Here is a 22,912-nt window from a genome sequence, read left to right as displayed (position 1 = left end):
CTATGGATTGGCAGGAGAAGTATCGAGACAAGATCTATACCGCCGAGGAGGCCGTGTCCCATGTTCAATTGGGGGATAAAATTATTTTTGGCGATTGGGTCGGTGAGCCGCCGGCGCTGGTGGAGGCGCTAATGGCAAGGGCCGACACGCTTGAAAATGTGGAAATCATTCACGGGATGAGCCCGGGCCCGAATGCCTATATCGACAAGGCCTGCGAGGCGCATTTTCATCACACGTCGCTTTTTCTCGGGGCGAAGACCCGGCCGGCTTATCGGGAAGGACGCGTCACCTTCTTAGGAGGCAGCAATTTTCACGAATGGCCCAAAATATTTGCTCAAAATCCGGAGATCAATCCCCATTGGGCCTTCATTCAATTGTCGCCGCCCGATGAAGCCGGGAATTGCAGCTTTGGCATTTCCTGCTGTTTTACGGAGCCCGCCGCCAGGACAGCGGCGCAGGTGATCGCTCAAATCAATCCCAACATGCCTTATATGGGCGGGAAAAAGATTCATCTGGACGCGGTGGATTATCTGGTGCCGGCCGAGACGCCGCTTTATGCTATCGGACGGCTCGACATCGACGAGAAAACGCAGGCTATTGCCGATTATGTTGCGGATCTTGTTGAAGATGGCGCGACGATTCAGCTGGGAATCGGAACACTGCCGGACGCGATCGCCCGGAATTTGATGAGCAAGCACCACTTGGGCGTTCATTCCGAAACATTGACGGAGGCTATGATGGAGTTGGTGGAGGCCGGCGTGATCGATAATAGCTTGAAGACGGTCAATAAAGGGGTGTGCATTGGAGCTCAGGCTGCCGGCTCGGAAAAATTTTATCGCTACCTCGATCACCACCCCATGTTTGCGACGATGCCCGTCGATTATGTCAACGATCCTTATGAGATTGGGAAAAACTACAAACAGACATCCGTTAACGGGTGCATCGAAGTCGACTTAAAGGGGCAGGCGAATTCGGAATCGATCGGCGGGATTCAATACAGTGGGATCGGTGGTCAGTTGGATCATGTCCGGGGCGCCAGACTCTCCGAAGGCGGCAAATCGATTTTGACGCTAAATGCAACGGCAAAAAACGATTCGGTTTCTAAAATCGTTCCCTTTTTTGAAGCGGGGAACGTGACGACGGTCTCCCGATACGATATTGAATACGTGGTGACGGAATACGGCGTTGCAGATCTTAAATACAAAAATGAGCGACAGCGCGCTGAGGCGTTAATTGCCATCGCGCATCCGAAATTCAGGGATTCGCTCAGATTTCAGGGGAAGAAAATCGGTGTGTTGTAACCTGATTCGACAGCGGATATTCAGAATATTAAAGCAGATTAAAAGAGGGATGATCGCATGGCATCTTTAGAAGACAGGCGCAGGGCGCTGCGGGCAGGATATCCGCGTTGGTCAGCACAGACGATTTTTCAAAAATTTTCTCAGGCGGCCGCGCGATATTCCGATCGGATTTTTTTTCAGGACGGTCAAGTGTCAAAAACCTATGCGCAGACGACAGCTCAGGTCCATCAGGCAGCGGCGGCGTTTGGGCATATTGGGGTGAGAAAGGGCGAACGCGTCGCGGTTAGCCTTGGCAATTGTTTTGAGTATCTTTGTGTGACCTTTGCGCTTGCAAAACTCGGCGCGGTGAAGGTGCCGATCAATCGCAGGATCCCCGCGGATCAGAAATGCTACATGCTTAAAAAGACGGGCGCCGTCGTTTTGGTGTCGGACAAAGATGGTGATGTGGATTGTGTGGCGCAGTGCGAAACGCTTCAAAAGATCATTTTGCTGAGTCCGTCTTCTAAAAGCGAGGGGCCCGCGATGAGCTGGCGGAATTTTATGGCGAGGATCACGAGCGAGAAAAACCCAAAGAACGCGGGGTTCCAAGTCAATAGGCAAAGGGATGTCCAAGCTTCGGATTTGTCGGATATCATCTTTACGTCGGGCAGTACGGGGGATCCAAAAGGCGCCATGCTGACCCACAACATGCTGCTGCGCAGTGCCTATGCCAATTGTCTTAACCGAGGCTTTGAAGATGGGCGGAAGGTAATGATTACCGTGCCGCTCTTCCATGTTTACGGTTATATCGAAGGACTGCTTTCGGTATTGTTTGTGGGCGGAACGCTGGTGTGTCTCCCGGGAAAATTTGACGCGGATCAAGCGCTGAGGACGATCCAGACTTTAAAAGTGAACGATCTGATCTGTGTGCTTTTGACTATGCAAAAACTATTGTCGGCGCCTTCGCTTTGCGATTACAATTTGAGCACACTTCATGCGGTGTATTGTTCGGCCTCGGTCTGTCCAAAATGGGTGTGGGATGCGATAAAAAACGATTTGGGTGTTTCGGAAGTGATCACCGGCTACGGGATGAGCGAAGTGAGTGCGGCTTCGGTGCAAACACCGCCGGAAGCGCCAACCGCAAAGCTATACCATTCGGTTGGGAAGATCCTGACAGATCATCTTGAAGCGTGTGAACCCCTGATTGAGTATCGGGTGGTGGATCCGGACGTCCTGGCGGATTTGCCCGCGGGGGAAGTCGGCGAGCTGATTTGCAAGGGCGCCATAGTCAGTGCTGGTTATTTTGGCGATGAAATGGCTACGAAAAGCGCCTTTACAGAAGGCGGATGGTTTCGCTCCGGCGATTTGGCAAGGATTGATGCCGATGGTTATATGATTTTTGAGGGCCGATTAAACGAGAGCTACAAAATAAATGGGGAAAATGTGTCACCGGCCTTTGTCGATCAGATTATTTTAAATTGCAAAGCGGTCGTCCGGGCAGAAACGCTCGGCATGCCGGATGAGAAGCTGGGGTGGATTGGCGTTGCCTTTATTGAACCGCTCCATTCAGCTCCGGAAACCAAGCGCGAGATCATGGCCTATTGCAAGAAACATCTGGCCGATTACCAGCTCCCAAAATTCTATTTTTTTATGAAAGGAAATGAGTGGCCTAAAACTCCCAATGGGAAAATCACGAAAAAGCGTCTTCGCGCGCTTGCAGAAGAAAAAATGAAGGAAAAAAAGACGCGTGAGATTCAAACGAAATAGGCGCTCGTTTTTGCAGGACGATCTCAATGGATGATCGTGCCAAACACCTTGGTTCTGACCATCAGATAGAATGAACTTACTGGGGCTTCGGCTCCAGTATTTTTTGATTTTAGATTAAGAGCCACCAAAAAATGACAAAAAAGATTAACAAAAGGACAAAAAAATGCTATATTAATAATTATGAGAAGGGGCATTAAGCAAGATCTTGTGGTTGTTTGTGTGAAACGAAACAAAAGCAAAACGCTGAACAGGGGGAAAAATGTTAGGCGCAATTATTGGTGATATTGCTGGCTCTGTGTATGAATTTGATCGCGATTTTATCCGCCAGGTGCAAAACGACAGCGCTGTGGATTTTCCGATCTTTGGAACGGGATCTCGTTTTACGGACGATTCGGTAATGACTTTAGCCGTGGCTCAGGGGTTGATGCGCGGCTACGGCAATCCGGATGCCAGCGAGCGGGAAATTATTCTGGCGATGCAGCATCTGGGACGCCGTTATTCGAATGTGGGTTATGGCGGGCGCTTTATCCGCTGGATTTTTGCCGATGACCCCAAACCCTACGGAAGTTATGGGAACGGATCAGCCATGCGGGTATCCGGCGCGGCCTGGCTTTACGATTCGTTGGCGCTGGTGGAAAAATACGCGGCCATTTCGGCGAAGGTCAGTCATGACCATCCCGAGGGAATCAAAGGAGCACAGGCCACGGCGACAGCGATTTTTCTGGCGCGCCAGCAGGAGACGAAGGGCAAAATACGACAATATATCGAAGCTCACTACGGTTATGCGCTGGGGAGAAACGACGCGACCATCCGCCAGAGCAATCGCGGGCATGTCTCCTGTCAGGTGACCGTGCCCGAGGCCATCGATTGTTTTTTGATGGCGGATGATTTTGAGTCGACCATTCGGCTGGCGGTTTCGCTGGGCGGGGACACGGATACACTGGCGGCCATTGCCGGCAGCATCGCCGAAGCCTATTACCCGGTGCCGGATGCCATTAAGCGGCAGGCGCTCTCCGCACTGGACGGCAATCTGAAAGAGATTCTCCGGGCGTGTGATGTTTTCGTGGCTGATCACCTGCCCGTTGGTGGACAGAAGGGCGGAAACATGTGATAAATTTTTAACGGCGCTTGAAAAAAATAACCGCAGTCGTATAATGATATATAGTGAAACTGTTTGAAACAGACAGAAAGTAGGAAGGCTTAATATGGAAAGCTATAAATTTCTATTGGATTTAGCACTGATATTATTATCGACAAAATTATTGGGATTGCTCACCCGGCGCATTCAAATGCCACAGGTAGTGGGCGCGCTTTTGGCGGGGCTCATTCTGGGGCCGGCAATGCTCAATGTGATCTCTCAAACGAATTTTATCAAGGATTCGGCAGAGATCGGCGTGATTGTGCTGATGTTTACCGCGGGTATGGAGACGGATGTCAGCGAGCTTAAAAAAAGCGGAAAGGCGTCGTTCGTGATCGCTTTAATCGGGGTGATCGTGCCTTTGATCGGCGGTTATCTGGTGGCGGCTTATTTCAATCGTGGAATGGCATCCGGGCTGCACACGAGTCTTTTCCTGCAGAATATCTTCATAGGCGTGATTTTAACGGCAACCTCAGTGAGCATCACCGTTGAAACCCTGAAGGAAATCGGCAAACTCAAAACCCATTCGGGCAATGCGATTTTGGGAGCGGCCATCATCGACGATATTTTGGGGATTATCGCTCTGACCGTTGTCACCAGCATGGCCGATGCCTCGGTTTCGTTGGGCATCGTCATGCTCAAAATTGTCGGATTCTTTGTCTTTGCCGGCGTGGTGGGTTTTTTGTTCCTGAAATTTTATCGCTGGTGGACAGGCCATTCAGAAAAGGGATTGCGCCGATACAGCATCATCGCTTTCGTCTTTTGTCTGTTGCTCTCTTTTTGTGCGGAGCAGTTTTTCGGCGTGGCGGATATTACCGGCGCGTTTATCGCGGGACTTGTGCTCTCGATGACCGAAAAACGGGCCTACCTTGCGTCGCGTTTTGATACCCTGTCGAATTTGTATTTGTCGCCGATTTTCTTTGCCAGCATCGGCCTTTCGGTAGTGCTTCCCGGGATGGACAGCCGGATTATCTGGTTTTCGGTGATATTGGTGCTTGTCGCCATCGTAACAAAGATTGTTGGCTGTGGGATGGGCGCTTTGGTTTGCGGCTATCGCAAATATCAGAGTCTGCGCATCGGCGTCGGGATGATTTCCCGCGGCGAGGTGGCCCTGATTGTGGCCAGCAAGGGCCAAGCGCTCGGGCTCATCAGTTCGCATTTTATCGGACCGGTGGTGCTCGTCGTGATCATTACGACCATCGTGACACCGATTATGCTTAAGACCGTATTTATGCGCACGATGAAATACACGCCGCAGATGGTGCGCGCCCGAGCAGTGGCCGCAGGAGCGACGGTGGATCCCAGCGTAATGGATCCCGACGCGGTCGACAGGGAAAATGTCTTTGCGAAAACCTACGAAAAAGTGGGAGAGCTGGAGGATAACGGCATGTTCAGGGACGAACATCACGGATCGCCGCATTCAAAAAAAAAATCAACATGAGATTGTCAGAAGAGCCTTGCGATGGCAGGGCTCTTTTTTTATCGGATGGGTTTTGCCGTATTTGAGAAAAGAGCCGCCCCGTGATACAATCAAGATAATTGCCGGCGTGAATTGGCGGCGCCTTCACGGCGTTGCGGCGGACAGGAGGCCTTATGTTTGAATTGATGAATCCAACCCAGAAGGATTTGGACGCGCTTTGTGAAATGGAGCGGCTTTGTTTTCCGCCGGGCGAGGTGCTGACGCGTGAGCAACTTGCGCCCAAGCTCAACCGGGCGGCCGGCTTATGGCTGGTGGCTCGGGATCTTGAGACCGGGCAGCTGGCGGGGTTTCTCGACGGCGTTGCCAGTGACGCGGGGCAATTTGACGATCTTTTTTTCGATGGTGTCGCAGGGCACGATCCCCTGGGGCAAAACATCATGCTGACGGGGCTTGAGGTATTGCCGGCCTATCGCGGCCGCGGGCTGGCGCATCGGCTCATGGCAGCGTATCGGGCTCTGCGCCGGGCAGAAGGGCGCCGGGCGCTGTTTTTGACCTGCCATGCGGAGAAGCTCGCCTTTTATCGGGGCATGGGATTTGAATCCCTGGGGCCGTCTGCTTCTGCGCTGGGCAGCGGCGAATGGCTGGAATGCGTCTGTAAATTATAATAGGGATGCAGCTGTTAACGAAAAATGGAGACGATGCGAAAAATGGCTTGCAATTGTCGGGGCAATTTGATAAAATGCATTAGTAATTAGAAGCCGAAATGATGGAATTGGCAGACTTGGCGGACTCAAAATCCGTTGGTAGCAATACCGTGTGGGTTCGAATCCCACTTTCGGCACCATTTGCAAACATAACCGGACACAGGTCCGGTTTTTTGTTATTTATTTTTTAATGTCTAAATGAAACGGCGCAATAAAAAAGCGAAGCAATCGCTTCGCTTTTTTATTGCGCGGTCAGTTGGCGAGCCGTTCCCGGCGGTTCTGCGCCATTTCGGCAAAGAAGAGAATGGCATCCACCACGTCTTCGATCGGGAGAATGTCCGTTTCGGTGTTCATATCGGTCGCGGCTTCGTAATCGCGTTTGCGGCGGGCCTTCATCCGGTCGATGCGGGCCACCAGATCGGCGTGATCCCTTGCGGCAGCCAGCAGCGGGCGCTTGCCCTGGGCCTCGACGCGACGGGCGATGGTTTCGCTGTCGGCGATGAGCTGAACGGTAAAGCAATGGCCGGCCAAAAGGGCGCGGTTTTCCGCCTCCAGCGGCAGGCCGCCGCCGCAGGCCAAAATCAACCCCTGATTCTGGGGCTGGGCGGTGAGAATCTGCCGGAGGGTTTCGGTTTCGGCGGCGCGGAAAACCCTTTCGCCGTCTTCTTCAAAAATCGCCGGGATGGATTTGCCGGCGGCCTGGACGATCGCCTCGTCCGTATCGATAAAATCGTAGCCGCAGGCCTTGGCCATGGCCTGCCCGACGGTGGATTTGCCGGTGGCCATATAGCCGATGAGTGCGATGATGTGAGGTAGTGCCATAAATGCTCCTGAAAAAACGGATAAAGAATGAAATTAGAGCTGAAGCTGACGGCGCAGCGCTATGAGAGCGGCGGGGGACAGCTGGCCCGGCGCGGTGGCCTCGGCCGTGCTCAAGGCCGCAAAGGTCAAGGACCCGCCGAAGCATTCCGGCGCGACGCGCACGATGGTGCCGACGGCGCCCATCATCACAAAGATCACAGGCTGGGCCGCTGTCTCGGAAAAAGCGGCCACGATGCCGGCAGCCCGGGTCACATCCTTCGGGGAGCGAGCCGTGACAGCTATTTTGATGACATCTGGCCCCTGTTCGGCCATCTGCGCTAGTTTTTGACGAAGGCATTTCGAATCCGGCGTCGCGTGAAAATCGTGATGGGAGAGAATGAGACCGGTGTGGCGGTGACCGAGCGCCGTCCGGACATCAGCCAGAACGTCCGGCGGCGTAGCGGCTTCGAGATCGATATAGGCGCAGGCGTCGCTTTGAACGGCGGCGTCGATCGCTTTTAATCTGGCGCCGAGGGGTGCCGGATGCGCTCCGCCCTCTGCTTCGGCGCGGTGGGTAAAAATGAGGCCGTCCGCTTGGAATGCGGCCAGGCAATCGGCCTGTTCGCCCGGGGTGATGGCCGGCCAGGCATCCCGCCGCCATTCGATGAAGTCGGGGTGAGCGTTGCGGGCCCGGGCGATCTGGGTGCGAAATGATTGGGAATCGGTTGGCGCGATGGGCACGCAAAGTGCAAAGGCATGCGCCCGAATGGTAGGCTTCTTATTCATGGCCTAACCTTACAATATTCGGCATCATTTTGCAAGTACAAGAGAAAATACACGCACACGTCCAGTCTGCGGGTCGAGGGCGGCCGTTCCCTTTTGTTTGATCTGGCACTCGCCGCAGCGCGCGGTGATCACAAGGCGCCGTTCGGTGTCGGAAGTTCCCGCCGTGACAGCGATGCGGTACTGCCCGTGATCGGGCAGGGCCACCCAGCCGTCCGTACCGGCGTAGCTCGGATTTTTCTCAAGGCGGGCTCGACATTCGGCGCGGGCACTCTCGACGAGGGTGTCGCAATCGCTGTGATCCAGATAATGACGGCTGAGGCGGACGGCGTTGCCCGCACGCATCAGCAGCACGGAGCCGATCCCCAGAATAAAAATCAAGAGGATTAAAGCCATCGGGAGCACATAGCCGTCGTTATGGGCATTGGATTTGGGCGGGATCCCCCGGGAAGTGCAAATCAGTTTCATAAGCTTCGTTTCGATCGGTGAATTGAACGCGCAGGTGAAAACGGCCGGTGGGGCGGCCGCCAGCAAACGACGGCGTCAGGGCAAAATCGCGGACGCGGGCGGCGAACTGGCTGGTCTCGCCGCCGCCGATGCCTTGCAGATGGGCATCGACTTTGTGCCGCATCAGTAAATCGCCGGCGCTGCGGGTGTAATAATTATAATAACCGGGCGTTTCGGGATCTTTCAGGTAAACCGTGCCGTTTTTGATGATGACGGCGGAGCTGGCGCCGAGTTGATTTTTGAGATACAGATGGATCGACTGAAACGCCTGATCTTCAGCCGTGGGTCTCACGGCCGGCAGGCTTTTGACGAAGACGGACAGGGCAAGCCCGCAGATGCCGCAGACCGCTGTGAGCATCATCAGCGTGACGAGCAGCTCGACGAGGGTAAAGCCGGCGTCATGGCGCGGGCGGCGGTGTGTAAATTTTTGCGTGATAGACATGGGTGTGTCCTCGGGAATCGCGGTAGGTTAAAGTCAGGGCGCAAAGATGATCTTCCAGCGGGGAAACGGCAGCGCTGAAACCCTTGTGGCGCGCGGCAATTTGTCGGGCAGTGGCGCCGATATCAGCCTTGGGCTGGGACTCGGCGGCCGCCTGGACCTGAACCACGATGGCGGAAAGTGCCCGGGCCTGGGCACCCCGCTCCCGGGCGACGGTGAAAGCGTCGAAGGCCGCCCCGAAAAGCAAGGGCAGCGCGGCGGTGGCCAGGGCGAGAACGAGCAGCGCGACGAGCATTTCCACCAAGGTGAAGCCGTCGGCCGAAGGAATGTTGGGGTGTTGAGTTTTCATGGGTTTGGCGGGGTATTGCTTAAATAAATACGGCCGGTCACCGGCTGGAAAATCAGATAGCATTGGAGCCGTCCCGGCCCGTTCAGGGAGAGGGTGGTGCCGCGGCTGATGGTGCCCGCTGCGGTAAAGGACAGATTGACGACGCTGATCGGCCGATGCCGCCGATTTTGGATGCGAATCGATTGGAGCGGCAGAGTTCGGGCGACTTTCGTGCCGTTGTCGCCGCGGTAATGGGTTAGGACAATTTTGTCTTCGAGAATTTGGGCGTAGGCGCCGTAGGGCGAGCCGGACATCAGCGCCTGATTGCGCAGATCGACAAAGGCCGACTGGATTTCGGCACACTCTGCTTCGAAGCGGGTCCTGTGCATCGCGCCGTATGCCGCGGTGCCGAGGACAGCCACGCCGCCGGTGACAAGTCCCAGAATGACGAGCACCACGATCATCTCGGTGAGGGTGTAGCCGGCGGCATGCGTTTGCCGTGTCATGGGGCCCTGTTCAAAGCGACTTCGCCGCTCGCGCTGTTGTAAACAAAGATTTTGCCTTTTTCCTTTGCAGCAAGATCCTGTGTGGCTTTGCTTCGGATGTAGTTTTCTTTTTTGAGCAGGGCAATCAGCTTGACATAGGCCGCGTTGGTTCCGGAGGCGGCGGAGACGGCCGGCAGATGACCGGTTTTTGCTTCGTAGGTTTCCACCGCAGTTTCGATGGCGGTCATATTGGCCTCATCGGTTTTCTTTCGGGCGTCTTCGAGAATATTGCTGAAGATCGGCACGGCGACGGCTGCTAAAAGTCCGATGATCACCAGGACGATAATCATTTCGGTAAGGGTAAAACCTTCGTCGCCATCGGCGTGATTGGATGGTGAGATCAAAAATTGCATGGGCGTCTCCTTTGGGAATGGGCGATTTTAAAGAAGGCTGGCATAGCCGGTGTAAATCGCGTATAGAATCGACATAAAAGACAGGACGACGACGGCGACGAGCACACCGACGATCACGAGGACGGCGGGCTCCAAAACAGCCGACAATCGTTTAAACCGCTTTTGATAGGCCTTGTGATAATAGGCGGCGGCCTTGGCTAGCACCTGAGCCAGGGAGCCGGCGCTTTCGCCGACCTGGATCAGCTGGAAGAATTCAGCATCGAGAACGTCGATGCGCTCAAGACTCTCGGTGAGGCTCATGCCGCTTTCGATCAAGGCGGCCGTGCGGCTCAAGCGGGTGCGCAGAAAATCATTTTGAAGATTTCGGCACACGATCTGAAGAGCCGGAATAAGCGCAACGCCGCTGCGCACCATCATGGCCAGGGAATCGGCGAAGATTTCCATGCTGCGCAGGTAAAACAGGCGGCCGATAAGCGGCAGGCGCAGCGCCAGCCGGTGGAGCCTTTGCCGAAGGGCGTTGCCTTGCGGCAGGGCTCGGGCGAAAAGCACGCCGAATAGAAGCAGGAGCATCGCCGCGGGCAGTCCCCAGGAGAGGCCGCGGCTTAGAGCGATGAGCAGCTGGCTGCCCGGCGGCACGCTGCGGTCCATGGACGCCAGCGAGTCGAGAAGCACCGGCATCACCGTGCGCACCAGATAATGGGTGACAGCCACCGTTAGGCAGAGCACAAAGATCGGGTAAATAAAAATTTGAAAGAGGTTATTTCGGATGTCGCTTTGCCGGCTGTAAAAGGTTTCAAGATTAAAAAGCACCCTGTCGAGCTCTCCGGTGGCTTCGCCGGTTCGGACGATGTTGACGAGAAAAGGCGAAGCGCCGATGGCCGGATCTTCGAGGGCGTCGGCTAAAGGGTGTCCCCGGGCGATGGCCTGAGCCACCTGATGCAGCTGATCCTGCAGATGCGGGGCCCGTTCGCGCTCGGCGATGGTGCGCAGGGCGGGCAGAATGCCGACGCCGGCACCGAGCATGGTGCCCAGTTGACCGCAGAAAACGGCCAGCTTTTGCGCACTCAGGGTTTGAAAACGGCCGGACCTAAAGGAGAACCTGACGCGCTTCTTCATCGTCCACCTCCCCCCTTGCGATCCACGCGGCAAGGGATGCCGCGAACGGGCGATAATGGCCCCGCCAGGCCCGGCGGTCGCCGTGCAGCAAAGCCGCATCGAGCAGTTTTCGCCCGCGGGATAAATCGATCACTTCAAAAATGCCCGTCCGCTCCCAATGTCCGGTTTTTCGGCAGTGCGCGCACTGGCCGGCGCGGTGGGGATCGGCGGTCTGCGGCAGATGCCAAAGGCGGCGCAGGGGCTCGACGTCGGCAACCTTTGTTTTGCAATGAGGACAGAGCCTGCGCACCAGTTTCTGCGAGATGATGCCAATGAGCGTATCGGCAATCAGATAGGGCGGTACGCCGAGATTAACCAGGCGGTCCAGGGTCGCGGCGATATTGCGGGTGTGAAGCGTGGTGATCACCAAATGCCCGGTCATTGCTGCGCGCACGGCGGCGAGAGCCGAGGCTTCGTCCCGGATTTCGCCGATGACGATCACGTCCGGGTCCTGGCGCAGAATAGCCCGCAGGCCGGTTTCGAAGTCGAGTCCCTGCCTGCGGTTGATGGCCATCTGGGAAAGCCCGGGCAGGCGGATTTCCACCGGATCTTCCAGGGTGAGGATGTGGCGCGCGCTTTGATTCAGTTCATTAAGCATGGAAAAGACCGTGGCCGTCTTGCCGGAGCCCGTGGCCCCGGCAACGACGATGAGGCCATGTCGGCAGGTGAGCAGATGGCTGACCTTGCGGGCGTCGTCCGGGAAAAACCCCAACGCCGAAAAACTTTGCAGATAGCGCCTCGTATCGAAAAGGCGCAGCACCAAATGCTCGCCGTCAAGCAAAGGCAGGGTGCTCACGCGGATATTGATGATGTCCCCGCCAAGGGTGTAACGGAAACTGCCATCCTGGGGACGAAGCTTGTCGGCGATGTCCATCTGAGCCAGCACCTTGAAACGGGTGAGCAAGCCGTTAAAATCCGGCTGGGACAAGGCGGTCCAAAGGTGGAGCACGCCGTCGATGCGCAGGCGGATGCGGCAGCTGCTCTTGTCAAAAGCTTCGAGATAAAGGTCTGACGCGCGGGCGTCGACCGCCTGTTCAAGCAGGGTGTGAGAGAGCTCAATAATATGTTCAGGCGATTGCGGCGGATCGGAGGCCGGTGCCGCCGGAACGGGACGCAGCCCGAGCCTATCGGAAAATTTACCCATGGGACTACCTGACGAATCTGAGAAAGCAAAAGGGTTCTGTATTAGAGAACGCTAAAAATCGAAAATCATGATGATTTATTGATTTTATTATAGAAAGATTTAAAAATGTAATCAATACAAAAATAGAATAAAAAATAGTGATAAATTCGACAAAAATTTCGGCTATCGATAAAAGAGCGGGCGTGATAAAATAATATAGTTAAAGTCAATGGATTAAAAACTTTGTCGTGCGGGCAAAGCGATATCTAGAAAGAAGTATATCTTGAAAGCAAGAGTAAAAAAAATCGGCGTGATCGACGTTGGCGGCGGACAGCGCGCCGTGTACGGCGCCGGCGTTCTCGACCGGTGCTTGGATTTGGGCGTGCAGTTTGATGCGGCCTATGGCATTTCGGCAGGCAGTGCCAACGTCACGAGTTTTTTGGCCGGTCAGCGCGGCCGCAACCACGAATACTACACGAATTATTGCCTGAGAAAGGAATACTCGAGTCTGGGCGTGTTCGCGCGCACCGGATCGGTGATTGATCTGCGCTATGTTTATGGGACTTTATCCAATTCGGATGGCGAGTATCCGCTTGATTTCCCCGGACTGATGGCTAACCCCGCACCTTGTACGATCGTGGCGACGGACGCCGAAACGGGGCAGGCGGTTTATTTCGGCAAGGAAGCTATGGCTCAGGATGATTACCGGATTATTATGGCGAGCTGTTCGGTGCCGGTGTTTTGCAGGCCTTTCCCGCTGAACGGTCGATTTTATTATGACGGCGCCATTTCGGATCCGATGCCGATCGCAAGAGCCTTTGCCGATGGCTGTGATGCGGTGGTGGTGATTCTGACCCGGCCGAAGCATTATTTCAGGACGGATGTGCACGACCGTCGCCAGGCCAGACTGATGCGCCGGCAGTTTCGCAGCGCGTCGCGGGCCTTTGCCAGACGCGCGGCAACTTACAACCGCGAACTGCGCCGTGCCCTGGCGCTGGAGAAGGATGGCCGCGCGCTCATTGTGGCACCGGATGACATTGCCGGGATGAAGACCTTCGGCAAAACGCCGGAAGCCTCCGAAGCGCTGTATCAAAAAGGGCTGCGCGATGCGGCGGCGATTCCCGCCTTTATCGAAAAGTGGCAATGATTAAAACCATCGGGGAATCCGATGGTTCTTTTGGTTTGCTTCGCGGCGATGGGATCATTCAATCAACAACGAGCATTTAAGAAAGCGAGAATGGGATGGCAACAACAGATGAAATAGAAGCAAAGGGCAAGGCGCGATCTTTCGTCGACTCGTTCATTTTTGGTGTAGTGTTCAAATCTATATTAAACCCGGAGAACTGCCGGGCGAGCTAGTCTGCCGCGTCATTAATAATAGCGGCGGCATCGCGCAGGTCTTTGATGGTTTGATCCAGATCGGCCATTTTTGACATTCTCTTTTCCTCCTTCCTCGGATTGACTGTCTGCGGCAAGGATGGTCAGATTCCTTGCCAGCCTGACTGACACGTGACTGATCGCGAATAGAACTGCGATCACCTCCATGTCTGCCGGGCTTCTGTTGCGTGTCTTGTTCATCGCTACCTCCAATCCGGAGCATCCTGAGTTCGTGCTCCTTACACTTCCCACTGGAGGCGAGGCGGCCGTTTTGACGAAGGAAAGAGAAGAAATTTTGAAAAAAGCTCCGGCCACCTGGGCAGGCAGCCGGAGCAGACGATTAGAACCAGTCGGGGAATTCTTTGGAAAGCGTTTCTTTTACCTTATCCAGGCGTGAACGGAAGGTTGTCCGTTTGATCCCGATGATGTCGGCGATGGCCTCATCGGAAAGACCCTCCAGACGAAGATTACCGATCTTTATAGCCTCCGGCATCAGTTCCTGCAGACGCTTGATGAGCTGATCCAGTTCGTCCTTGTCGGCGAGGACATCCGCGATAAGAGGAGCGTTGTCTGGGATTATGTCACCGAGTGTGCAGGTTTCACCGTCACTGTTTTCAACTTCGTAATTAAGAGAAAGCATGTCTCCGGCGCGCCTGAATTCGCAGTTCGCGCAGTCCGTGTCGCACAGCCAGAATTTTCTTCTCGGGCAGACGCACTGCCCATGCTCTTGGTGGCGTTTGCGGAACGCGTCACGGAATCGAGTGTGGTCGCGGTAGTAGTCCTCGCTGACGTCAATCCACCTGTGCTCGGACTTGATGTAGATACGGTTGGGATTAAGATGATTGTCTTTGTTTTGCATTGTTTGTCCTTTCCGGTCGTTCCCGAGCCGGAAGGGCAAAAATGCAAAAAGGCATAGCTGACCTGTCCGAAACGGGAATGAACCTGTTTCGAATGGCCAGCTATGTCCGTAAGCTAGTGTTGCATATTCACTTGTGACCGCCAGAGCAGCTCGGACCACCTCTGCATGCCGGGGTGAACCGCTATGGCGGCGAGTAGTTTTATGCCTTGCTCAGGGCGAAGAATGCTTAATTGTCATTGATCATCAGTTCGAGATCCCCGAAAACTTCCTCGTAGTAGGAAGGGCTGAGATTATCGAAACAGGTAGCGTCGTATCTGTGGAATACTGAAGTAGCTGTCTCACATCCATACATGGAGCAAACTATGTCAGCGTCGTTCTCGATGTTGATACGCCACATTTCCTTATCTTTGTGAGTCACTTTTTCACCTCCGTCTTTGCTTGTTTTTGTCGATTTATTCCTGTTAACAGCCTTGTAACTCTTATCAGCTTGATTTATTCATAAGAAGCTCGTATAATTGTTTTTAGAGTCTGTCTTTTGTTGTCTTCAGGGTCCCTTCGAACAACTGCCCTTATTGTCGGGTAGGCGTTAGGTAGTGGAAAACAGGCAGAAGGATAGAAATCAGGTAGCGTAGGTAGCGGATCAGGTATTTTTCAGGCGCCGGGAGGTGGTTGGCATTAAGAGCTATGAGTTTTTGGGTGGCCTGTATGACTTTCTGGATAATCAGAAGAATCAAGGTGTCTATATCGTCAAGATGTTCAATGCCGCCGGAAACCGGTATTTTTTTCTGTCTGAGAATGTGCATCACCAGACGAACCGTTATCTTGAAAAGGAACGACGGTACGCTCTCAATCAGGCGATCACTCCAGATATAAAGCAGAAGTTCCCTAATCCAATAGACCTTGAAGGGCTGGCGAAATATATAGAAGCGAATCTGAACATGGATACCTTCGAAGCTTGCATGGCAAGGTTCGGTATCCCTATAGGTGTGATAGCAGACAGGGAAAAGTTCGCCAGAGCCCTGGCAATACAGTTCAGCCGCTTTATTACTGAAGATCAGGAAGATGTAGACATTGATGTCTGGGGTACATACCAGTCCCTGCTCAATGGTGAGCAGGTTAAAGCATCAGATATTAAAGGGCCGCTATATCAGGGTGATGATGTTCTTGTCGAATTTGAAGGAAGAACCCATGACGCAGACTGCTATGAGCTCATCCATCATGAATGGAAAATGCAGAACTGCGGAAAAGTGGCATGGCAGAATCGGCAACTTGTGCTTATGAATCAGGGTGAGATACATCCAAGACCCATCCTCACGGTCATCTCCATACCAGATACGGCGCCGGGCGGATTTGCAAAAATAGCCACAGACATTGATGCCCGCGGCTTTGAAGGTAATTATGACTGCAAGTGGGAAATGCAGGACGCTAACGGCAATAACTGCTTTCCGAACAAGCGATGGGATTTTAACGTTAGGATTCAGGTAGCATTCCAGGACACAGAAGAAGGAGACGAACGTGGATAAGAACATAGAAAAATGGTCAACGCTCAAAGAGGTACAGGAATATCTCGGCGTAGGGCGGGAAAGCATTATGCAGTGGATTAACAAACGCAACATGCCCGCTTACAAGGTCGGTCGGCTCTGGAAGTTCAAGCTCAGCGAAGTTGACGAGTGGATTCGCTCCGGAGGTGCCGCCGAGGAAAGCACCGACAAGGAGCAAAACTAAGCGTGCAGTCCTGACTATTGGACAGCGGATCAGATAAAATAAAAAAACCGGCAGAAGGGATTGCCGGTACGGAGGGAACACTTAGATGGATAATCAGGAATACAATTCGATAGTCAGTTTTATCTGGGGGATCGCGGACGACTGCCTGCGCGACGTGTACAGGCGTGGTGAATACCGTGACATCATTCTCCCTATGACGGTCATCAGGCGGCTTGACACCATGCTTGAGGGAACAAAACAGGATGTGCTTGCGATGAAGAAACAGCTGGATGCCGCGGAGATTGCCAACCAGTGGCCCGCGCTGTGCAATGCGGCGGGACAAGCATTCTGCAACGCTTCTCCTTTTCTCCTGAAGGACTTGACAGCAAAGGGCAAGAAACAGACCTTGCAGAAGGACTTTGAAGCTTACCTGGACGGGTTTTCGCCGAACGTGCAGGAAATTCTCGATAAGTTCGGATTCAACAGTACGCAGATCAAGAAAATGGTCGATGCGGATATCCTCGGTGCAGTCATTGAAAAGTTCACCTCTTCAGACATTAACCTGAGTCCGGAACCTGTTTATAAGGACGCAGAAAAGACCATCGTGAAACTACTAGGCCTTGATAATCATGGCATGGGTACAATCTTTGAAGAGCTTATCCGCAAATTCAATGAAGAGAACAACGAAGAAGCCGGCGAACACTGGACACCGCGCGACGTTGTGGAACTGATGGCAGATCTTGCTATGATCCCAGTTGCAGACAAGATCAAGGACGCTACGTATTCCTGCTATGACGGAGCCTGCGGCACGGGCGGAATGCTTACGGTTGCGCAGGCGCGGCTTGATACGCTTGCGAAAAGGCGAGGAAAGAATGTGTCGCTCCATCTGTACGGTCAGGAGGTCAACCCGGAGACCTATGCCATCTGCAAGGCGGATATGCTGCTCAAGGGTGACGGTGAGGAGGCCGAGCACATTACCTATGGCTCCACGCTCTCCCTTGACGGTAATCCCACCCGCCAGTTCGACTTCATGCTTTCCAATCCGCCTTACGGGAAAAGCTGGAAGACGGATGCGGACAAGATGTCGAGCGGGGACGGCAAGAAAGATATTCTCGACACTCGCTTCAATACTTATACCGAGGATGGCGAGGAGCTGAAGATGATCCCGCGCACAAGCGACGGGCAGCTCCTGTTCCTGCTCAACAATGTCAGCAAGATGAAGACCGACACCGAGATCGGCAGCCGCATTATCGAGGTGCATAACGGCTCGTCCCTGTTCACGGGCGACGCGGGCAGCGGCGAGAGCAACGCCCGCCGATACATGATCGAGGGCGACATGGTGGAGGCAATCATTGCCCTGCCGGACAATATGTTCTACAACACCGGCATCGGCACATACATCTGGGTGCTTTCCAACAAGAAAGAAGAACGCCGCAAGGGCAAAATCCAGCTGATTGACGCGTCCGGCATGAAGTCTCCGCTGCGCAAGAACATGGGCAACAAGAACTGCGAGTTCACGCCGGAGATCCGCAAGGAGATTGTCCGCATTTTCCTTGATATGGAGGAAAGCGACGTTTCCATGATCTTTGACAACAGCGAGTTCGGCTACTGGAACGTGACGGTCGACCGCCCGCTGCGCCTGAGGGTCCTGCCGGATAACGAAATCCCGGAAAAGGACGACAAGGGTAAGAAGCTCTTTAAGAAAGATTCCGAGCTTGCCGAAGTGCGCGCTGCCGTGGCAAAAGCCGCGAAAACCGCGCCGCTTGACGACTGGGACGAATTTGCGGACGCGACCGGACTGAAAAAAGGCCAGCTGAAGAAAATCCGCCCGTACATCACCGTGACCGACCTGGATGCAAATGAAGTCTGTGACGAAGCAGACCCCGACCTGCGGGACACTGAGAACATCCCGTTCTCCTATGACGGCGGCATCGACGCTTTTATCGATGCCGAGGTCAAGCCCTACGCGCCGGACGCTTATGTGGACGAGAGCAAGACGAAAACCGGCTATGAGGTGAGCTTCACGAAGTACTTCTGCAAGCCAGTCGAGCTGCGGGACATGAAAGACATCCTCGCCTCCCTGCGGGAACTGGAAAAAGAGTCTGACGGCGTGATGGATGAAATTGTCGGAGGGCTGGAGTGATGGCGGGATATACAGATATGGTAGAAACTGGCGTTTCATGGATACCCAAGTTGCCGGAGCATTGGAAACTAAGAAAAATAGACGCACTTTTTACGGAGCGCAAGACAAAAGTCTCCGATACGGACTATGCGCCGCTCTCGGTAACGAAAAAAGGCATCCTTCCGCAATTAGAGCATGCCGCAAAGTCAAATGATGGGGACAATCGCAAGCTCGTAAAAGCTGGGGATTTTGTTATCAACAGCCGCTCTGACAGAAAAGGCTCATGCGGTGTGTCAAGCCTGGATGGTTCGGTATCTCTGATTAACCTTGTGCTGACACCGAGAAGTGAACTGAACTCTGAATTCATACATTACCTTTTGAGAAACTACCGCTTTTCTGAAGAATATTATCGGAACGGCAGAGGAATTGTTGCTGATCTTTGGACTACTCGTTATAGCGAAATGAGAACGATCCAGCTCCCCGTCCCGCCGCGCGCCGAGCAGGATCAGATCGTGCGCTTTCTCGACTGGAAGGTGTCGGAGATAAACAAGCTGATCGGAATCCGCCGCAGGGAGATACGGGAACTGGAGGAGCTGAAGAAAAGTACAATTAATAGGGCTGTGACTACGGGCGTACACTCGGAAACTACGCTAAAAGATTCTGGTATTAAATGGATAGGCAAAATTCTGAACAGTTGGGAAGTGCTGAAATTCAAAACCATAGCTGATTCAATTTCTAAGGGCAGCGGCATTACAAAAGATGATGTAATAGCAGATGGGAATATACAGTGTATCCGGTATGGAGAAATATACTCGAAATATGACTATGGCTTTGAAGAGACATCCACAAGGACTAACCTTGAAAGAGTGAAGTCACCGAAATTCATCTCATATGGTGATATTCTTTTTGCGGGTACGGGAGAGCTTGTTGATGAAATCGGCAAGAACATAGTCTATCTTGGCAAGGATAAATGTCTGGCAGGAGGAGATATCATAGTAGCCAGCCATTCACAAGACGCCAAGTTCTTGAATTATGCTCTGAATAGTACCTATGCACAGAATCAAAAAAGTTTTGGAAAGTTCAAGCTGAAAGTCGTTCATATTAAGCCGGGAGAAATCGGTGATATTTTAGTGGCACTTCCTCCATTGGCTGAACAACGGGAAATCGCCGCATATCTTGATTCATTCTGCGCTGGGATTGATAACGCGATACAACTTAGCGAAGAAAAAATTGAAACATTGAAGGAATTGAAATCTGTGACGATCTCCGACGTCGTCACGGGGAAGGTCGATGTTCGCAACATCCCCATTCCCGAATACGATCACGTGAACGAAACAGCGGACGATGCCGACTGCGAGGAAGACGAAGAAAGCGATACCGAGGACTTTGACGGGGAGGAGGATGCGTAATGGCGTTTACAGACAAGACCGAGAAGGGCTTTGAGACGCTTATTGTGAACTGGCTCGTGGAGCAGAACGGCTATGAGCAGGGAACGAATGACGACTACAACAAGGAATACGCCCTTGACGAGACCCGCCTCTTCCGTTTCCTGAATGACACTCAGCCTCGCGAGATGGCAAAGCTCAAGGTAAACGAGAGCGACCAGAAAAGGCGGCAGTTCCTGAACCGCCTGTCCGGAGAGATCACACGGCGCGGCATCATTGACGTGCTGCGCAACGGCGTCAAGGTCTATCCGGCGGATCTTATCATGTTCTACTTCCTGCCGCGCGAGGGCAACGAGCAGTCGAAGAAGGATTTCGAGAAGAATATTTTCAGTGTGACGCGGCAGCTGCGCTATTCGTCAGACGCGGCGAAGCTCGCTCTTGACCTGTGCATTTTCATTAACGGCTTGCCGGTCATCACAATCGAGCTGAAGAACCACTTCACCGGGCAGAACACGTTTGACGCCGTGGAGCAATATAAGGAAGACCGTGACCCGCGAGACCTGCTGTTTTCCTTCAAACGCTGCGCCGTGCATTTTGCTGTGGATGATCAGACGATTCAGTTCTGCACGAAGCTTGCCGGAAAGGACAGCTGGTTCCTGCCGTTCAATAAAGGATACAACGATGGCGCGGGGAATCCGCCGAACCCGGACGGTATCATGACGGATTACCTGTGGAAGGACATCCTGACAAAGGAGAAGCTCTCCCGCATTATCGAGAACTACGCGCAGGTCGTGACCGAGGAAGACCCGGATACGCATAAGAAGAGCGTCAAGCAGATCTGGCCGCGTTATCATCAGTTGGACTGTGTGGAGAAGCTCCTCGCGGACGTAAAAGAGAATGGTGTCGGCAAGCGATATCTGATTCAGCACAGCGCGGGCAGCGGCAAGTCCAACTCCATCGCCTGGCTTGCCCATCAGCTGATCGGGCTCACAAAAGACGGAAAGCCTATGATTGACTCCGTTATTGTCGTGACCGACCGTCGGATTCTGGATAAGCAGATCCGTGACACGATCAAGCAGTTCATGCAGGTGAAGAACACGGTCGTGTGGGCGCAGCATTCCGGCGACCTGAAGAAGGCCATCGAGGATGGCAAGCGGATTATCATCACGACCGTAGAGAAGTTCCCGTATATTTCGCAGGAAATCGGTCAGGAACATATTGGGAATCATTTCGCCATCATTATTGATGAAGCGCATTCCGGCCAGAGCGGGCGCAACTCGGCGAATATGAATCTCGCGCTTTCCGGGTTGGCTTCCGATAATGAGATGGACAATGAGGACAAGATCAACGCCATCATGGAGGGCAGGAAGCTTGTCAAGACAGCGAGTTATTTCGCCTTCACCGCCACACCGAAGAACAAGACCGAGGAAGTGTTCGGCACGCCTTATGAGGAAGACGGCGTGGTAAAACACCGCCCGTTCCACGTTTATACAATGAAACAGGCCATTCAGGAGGGCTTTATTCTGGATGTGCTGAAGAATTACACAACCATTGACAGCTGGTACAAGATCGCCAAAAAAGTCGAGGATGATCCGATGTTCGACAAGAAGCGGGCGCAGAAAAAGCTCCGTGCCTTTGTCGAGGGCAACTCGGACGTTATCGCGAAAAAGGCTGCCATGATCGTGGAGCATTTTCATGAGCAGATCATCGCCAAGAAAAAGCTGAACGGGAAATCCCGCGCCATGGTCGTGACGGCAAGCATTCCAAGATGTATCGAGTACTACTATGCAATCAACAAATGCCTGTCGGAGCGGCACAGTCCGTATAAGACGATTATCGCTTTTTCTGGCGAGCACAAATACAACGGCAATGAACCGGCACTGACTTCCGCTGCTATGAACGGTTTTCCAGATGCGAAGATTCCGAAGGAGTTTAAGAAAGACCCGTACCGGATTCTGATTGTCGCGGATATGTTCCAGACGGGATTTGACGAGCCGCTGCTCCAGACCATGTATGTAGACAAGCCGCTTTATGATATTGCGGCGGTACAGACGCTTTCCCGCCTGAACCGGGCGTGCCCCGGCAAGGATGAAGTGTATGTCCTTGACTTTGCCAACAAGACGAAAACCATCGAGGACGCCTTCTCGAAGTTCTACCGGACAACCATTCTTTCCGGTGAGACCGACCCGAACAAGCTATATGACCTCATCAGTCTGATGGAAAGCTATCAGGTGTACGATGAGAATGACGTGCAGCACGTGGTCGACCTGTTCCTCGGCGGTGCGGAGCGTGACCGGCTTGACCCGGTGCTTGATCCATGCGTTGCTATTTACAATGAGCTGGAAACAGACGACCAGATTAAGTTCAAGAGCGCGGCGAAGTCATTCGTGCGCACATATGGTTTTCTCGGCTCTATCCTGCCCTACGGGAATGTAGACTGGGAGAAGTTGTCTGTATTCCTGACTTTACTGATACCGAAGCTGCCGTCACCGCGCGAGGATGATCTATCCGAGGGCATCCTTCAGGCAGTTGACCTGGACAGTTACAGAAACGAGGCACAGGAGGCTATCTCCATCAAGCTTGAGGACGAGGACGCAGAAATCGCTCCCGTACCCGCCGGAAAGGTCGGCCATATCGTAGAACCGGAAATGGATCCGCTGTCAAAGATTATTTCTGACTTCAATGATATGTTCGGCAATATCCAGTGGAATGACGCCGACAACGTGCAGCGGCAGATCCTTCAGATTCCGGCCATGGTTTCCCGCGATGAGAAGTATCAGAACGCCATGAAAAATTCCGACGAACAGGAAGCCCGCACAGAAAGCGAACGCGCCCTGCAGAAGGTCATCTTTTCCATCATGGCGGACAACATGGAGCTGTTTAAGCAGTTCCAGGACAATCCGTCTTTCAAGAAGTGGCTGACGAATATGGTTTTCAATCTAACTTATAACAAGGAGGGCAAGCCGTATGAAATGCCGGAGGAGTCGCCGAAACTCGTGAAGGGAAAGTCCAAGGGATACAGCTATACGGATGATCTGACTTCTTCTTACAGAATGGTAGCTGAGGATCAAGTACCTTATGGAGGGAAAAAGGACGGAAGCTCGGCAAATAAGTAATTTCAG

General features: G+C 53.3%; 21 protein-coding genes and 1 tRNA gene. 12 read left to right on the top strand and 10 right to left on the bottom strand.

Annotation, left to right across the window (positions count from 1 at the left end; translation table 11 throughout):
* Window positions 1–2: 2 nt before the first annotated feature.
* The 6 genes from V3C63_RS05440 to V3C63_RS05415 all read left to right on the top strand — a co-directional run bounded on the left by V3C63_RS05440 (window position 3) and on the right by V3C63_RS05415 (window position 6,449).
* A complete protein-coding gene (locus tag V3C63_RS05440; protein ID WP_329886797.1) occupies window positions 3–1,301 on the top strand; it encodes an acetyl-CoA hydrolase/transferase family protein in 1,299 nt (432 codons plus the stop codon).
* A 57-nt stretch (window positions 1,302–1,358) separates the two neighbouring features.
* Entirely contained in the window at window positions 1,359–3,047 is a 1,689-nt protein-coding gene (locus tag V3C63_RS05435) for a class I adenylate-forming enzyme family protein (RefSeq protein WP_329886796.1), read from the top strand.
* A gap of 259 nt (window positions 3,048–3,306) precedes the next feature.
* Entirely contained in the window at window positions 3,307–4,158 is an 852-nt protein-coding gene (locus V3C63_RS05430; protein ID WP_329886795.1) for an ADP-ribosylglycohydrolase family protein, read from the top strand.
* A gap of 94 nt (window positions 4,159–4,252) precedes the next feature.
* Entirely contained in the window at window positions 4,253–5,626 is a 1,374-nt protein-coding gene (locus V3C63_RS05425; protein WP_329886794.1) for a cation:proton antiporter, read from the top strand.
* Between the two features lie 152 nt (window positions 5,627–5,778).
* Window positions 5,779–6,270, top strand: coding sequence for a GNAT family N-acetyltransferase (locus V3C63_RS05420; protein ID WP_329886793.1), 492 nt, complete (start codon window positions 5,779–5,781; stop codon window positions 6,268–6,270).
* Window positions 6,271–6,362: 92 nt separating this feature from the next.
* A tRNA-Leu gene (locus tag V3C63_RS05415) sits at window positions 6,363–6,449 on the top strand.
* A 112-nt stretch (window positions 6,450–6,561) separates the two neighbouring features.
* On the opposite strand, the gene V3C63_RS05410 is transcribed toward V3C63_RS05415, so the two are convergent.
* The 9 genes from V3C63_RS05410 to V3C63_RS05370 are packed head-to-tail and all read right to left on the bottom strand — an operon-like array spanning window position 6,562 to window position 12,364.
* A complete protein-coding gene (locus V3C63_RS05410; RefSeq protein WP_329886792.1) occupies window positions 6,562–7,131 on the bottom strand; it encodes a shikimate kinase in 570 nt (189 codons plus the stop codon).
* A gap of 33 nt (window positions 7,132–7,164) precedes the next feature.
* The gene (gene aroD / locus V3C63_RS05405) at window positions 7,165–7,896 is read right to left on the bottom strand and encodes a type I 3-dehydroquinate dehydratase (protein WP_329886791.1); all 732 of its coding nucleotides are present in this window, start codon (window positions 7,894–7,896) and stop codon (window positions 7,165–7,167) included.
* A gap of 24 nt (window positions 7,897–7,920) precedes the next feature.
* The gene (locus tag V3C63_RS05400) at window positions 7,921–8,289 is read right to left on the bottom strand and encodes a hypothetical protein (protein ID WP_329886790.1); all 369 of its coding nucleotides are present in this window, start codon (window positions 8,287–8,289) and stop codon (window positions 7,921–7,923) included.
* Between the two features lie 19 nt (window positions 8,290–8,308).
* On the bottom strand, window positions 8,309–8,842 hold the full coding sequence (locus tag V3C63_RS05395) for a type II secretion system protein (protein ID WP_329886789.1): 534 nt from the start codon (window positions 8,840–8,842) through the stop codon (window positions 8,309–8,311).
* Entirely contained in the window at window positions 8,799–9,188 is a 390-nt protein-coding gene (locus V3C63_RS05390) for a prepilin-type N-terminal cleavage/methylation domain-containing protein (protein WP_329886788.1), read from the bottom strand. The genes V3C63_RS05395 and V3C63_RS05390 overlap by 44 nt, the downstream gene beginning before the upstream one ends.
* Window positions 9,185–9,673 carry a pilus assembly FimT family protein gene (locus V3C63_RS05385; RefSeq protein ID WP_329886787.1) on the bottom strand — a complete coding sequence of 163 codons (489 nt, stop codon included), beginning with the start codon at window positions 9,671–9,673 and terminating at the stop codon, window positions 9,185–9,187. Before V3C63_RS05385 ends, V3C63_RS05390 begins: the two co-directional genes overlap by 4 nt.
* On the bottom strand, window positions 9,670–10,065 hold the full coding sequence (locus tag V3C63_RS05380) for a type II secretion system protein (RefSeq protein ID WP_329886786.1): 396 nt from the start codon (window positions 10,063–10,065) through the stop codon (window positions 9,670–9,672). Before V3C63_RS05380 ends, V3C63_RS05385 begins: the two co-directional genes overlap by 4 nt.
* Window positions 10,066–10,092: 27 nt before the next feature.
* Window positions 10,093–11,181 carry a type II secretion system F family protein gene (locus V3C63_RS05375; protein ID WP_329886785.1) on the bottom strand — a complete coding sequence of 363 codons (1,089 nt, stop codon included), beginning with the start codon at window positions 11,179–11,181 and terminating at the stop codon, window positions 10,093–10,095.
* Window positions 11,153–12,364: a GspE/PulE family protein gene (locus V3C63_RS05370; protein ID WP_329886784.1), complete on the bottom strand. Its 1,212-nt coding sequence runs from the start codon at window positions 12,362–12,364 to the stop codon at window positions 11,153–11,155. The genes V3C63_RS05375 and V3C63_RS05370 overlap by 29 nt, the downstream gene beginning before the upstream one ends.
* Before the next feature lie 262 nt (window positions 12,365–12,626).
* Here V3C63_RS05370 and V3C63_RS05365 point away from each other — a divergent pair, with 262 nt between their 5' ends.
* A complete protein-coding gene (locus V3C63_RS05365) occupies window positions 12,627–13,490 on the top strand; it encodes a patatin-like phospholipase family protein (protein ID WP_329886783.1) in 864 nt (287 codons plus the stop codon).
* Window positions 13,491–14,060: 570 nt separating this feature from the next.
* On the opposite strand, the gene V3C63_RS05360 is transcribed toward V3C63_RS05365, so the two are convergent.
* On the bottom strand, window positions 14,061–14,579 hold the full coding sequence (locus V3C63_RS05360; RefSeq protein ID WP_329886782.1) for an RNA polymerase sigma factor: 519 nt from the start codon (window positions 14,577–14,579) through the stop codon (window positions 14,061–14,063).
* A 665-nt stretch (window positions 14,580–15,244) separates the two neighbouring features.
* Here V3C63_RS05360 and V3C63_RS05355 point away from each other — a divergent pair.
* The 5 genes from V3C63_RS05355 (at window position 15,245) to V3C63_RS05335 (ending at window position 22,906) form a co-directional block, all read left to right on the top strand.
* Window positions 15,245–16,102 carry an NBR1-Ig-like domain-containing protein gene (locus V3C63_RS05355; protein WP_329886781.1) on the top strand — a complete coding sequence of 286 codons (858 nt, stop codon included), beginning with the start codon at window positions 15,245–15,247 and terminating at the stop codon, window positions 16,100–16,102.
* Entirely contained in the window at window positions 16,095–16,304 is a 210-nt protein-coding gene (locus tag V3C63_RS05350) for a helix-turn-helix domain-containing protein (protein ID WP_329886780.1), read from the top strand. The genes V3C63_RS05355 and V3C63_RS05350 overlap by 8 nt, the downstream gene beginning before the upstream one ends.
* An 85-nt stretch (window positions 16,305–16,389) precedes the next feature.
* A complete protein-coding gene (locus V3C63_RS05345; protein ID WP_329886779.1) occupies window positions 16,390–18,426 on the top strand; it encodes a type I restriction-modification system subunit M in 2,037 nt (678 codons plus the stop codon).
* Window positions 18,426–19,814: a restriction endonuclease subunit S gene (locus tag V3C63_RS05340; RefSeq protein WP_329886778.1), complete on the top strand. Its 1,389-nt coding sequence runs from the start codon at window positions 18,426–18,428 to the stop codon at window positions 19,812–19,814. Before V3C63_RS05345 ends, V3C63_RS05340 begins: the two co-directional genes overlap by 1 nt.
* Window positions 19,814–22,906 (top strand): type I restriction endonuclease subunit R, encoded by a 3,093-nt coding sequence (locus V3C63_RS05335; RefSeq protein WP_329886777.1) that lies wholly within the window; start codon window positions 19,814–19,816, stop codon window positions 22,904–22,906. The genes V3C63_RS05340 and V3C63_RS05335 overlap by 1 nt, the downstream gene beginning before the upstream one ends.
* The last annotated feature ends 6 nt before the right edge of the window (window positions 22,907–22,912 follow it).

It is taken from the genome of Pseudoramibacter faecis (assembly GCF_036289405.1).
In the GTDB taxonomy this organism is placed as follows: Bacteria; Bacillota; Clostridia; order Eubacteriales; family Eubacteriaceae; genus Pseudoramibacter; species Pseudoramibacter faecis.
Note: the sequence above shows the minus strand (reverse complement) of the source record. Positions and strands in the feature narration are given on the sequence as shown.

Coding starts and splice junctions, on each gene's coding strand:
- V3C63_RS05440 (WP_329886797.1), top strand. CDS start 3: ATGGATTGGCAGGAGAAGTATCGAGACAAGATCTATACCGCCGAGGAG.
- V3C63_RS05435 (WP_329886796.1), top strand. CDS start 1,359: ATGGCATCTTTAGAAGACAGGCGCAGGGCGCTGCGGGCAGGATATCCG.
- V3C63_RS05430 (WP_329886795.1), top strand. CDS start 3,307: ATGTTAGGCGCAATTATTGGTGATATTGCTGGCTCTGTGTATGAATTT.
- V3C63_RS05425 (WP_329886794.1), top strand. CDS start 4,253: ATGGAAAGCTATAAATTTCTATTGGATTTAGCACTGATATTATTATCG.
- V3C63_RS05420 (WP_329886793.1), top strand. CDS start 5,779: ATGTTTGAATTGATGAATCCAACCCAGAAGGATTTGGACGCGCTTTGT.
- V3C63_RS05410 (WP_329886792.1), bottom strand. CDS start 7,131: ATGGCACTACCTCACATCATCGCACTCATCGGCTATATGGCCACCGGC.
- aroD (WP_329886791.1), bottom strand. CDS start 7,896: ATGAATAAGAAGCCTACCATTCGGGCGCATGCCTTTGCACTTTGCGTG.
- V3C63_RS05400 (WP_329886790.1), bottom strand. CDS start 8,289: ATGGCTTTAATCCTCTTGATTTTTATTCTGGGGATCGGCTCCGTGCTG.
- V3C63_RS05395 (WP_329886789.1), bottom strand. CDS start 8,842: ATGTCTATCACGCAAAAATTTACACACCGCCGCCCGCGCCATGACGCC.
- V3C63_RS05390 (WP_329886788.1), bottom strand. CDS start 9,188: ATGAAAACTCAACACCCCAACATTCCTTCGGCCGACGGCTTCACCTTG.
- V3C63_RS05385 (WP_329886787.1), bottom strand. CDS start 9,673: ATGACACGGCAAACGCATGCCGCCGGCTACACCCTCACCGAGATGATC.
- V3C63_RS05380 (WP_329886786.1), bottom strand. CDS start 10,065: ATGCAATTTTTGATCTCACCATCCAATCACGCCGATGGCGACGAAGGT.
- V3C63_RS05375 (WP_329886785.1), bottom strand. CDS start 11,181: ATGAAGAAGCGCGTCAGGTTCTCCTTTAGGTCCGGCCGTTTTCAAACC.
- V3C63_RS05370 (WP_329886784.1), bottom strand. CDS start 12,364: ATGGGTAAATTTTCCGATAGGCTCGGGCTGCGTCCCGTTCCGGCGGCA.
- V3C63_RS05360 (WP_329886782.1), bottom strand. CDS start 14,579: ATGCAAAACAAAGACAATCATCTTAATCCCAACCGTATCTACATCAAG.
- V3C63_RS05345 (WP_329886779.1), top strand. CDS start 16,390: ATGGATAATCAGGAATACAATTCGATAGTCAGTTTTATCTGGGGGATC.
- V3C63_RS05340 (WP_329886778.1), top strand. CDS start 18,426: ATGGCGGGATATACAGATATGGTAGAAACTGGCGTTTCATGGATACCC.
- V3C63_RS05335 (WP_329886777.1), top strand. CDS start 19,814: ATGGCGTTTACAGACAAGACCGAGAAGGGCTTTGAGACGCTTATTGTG.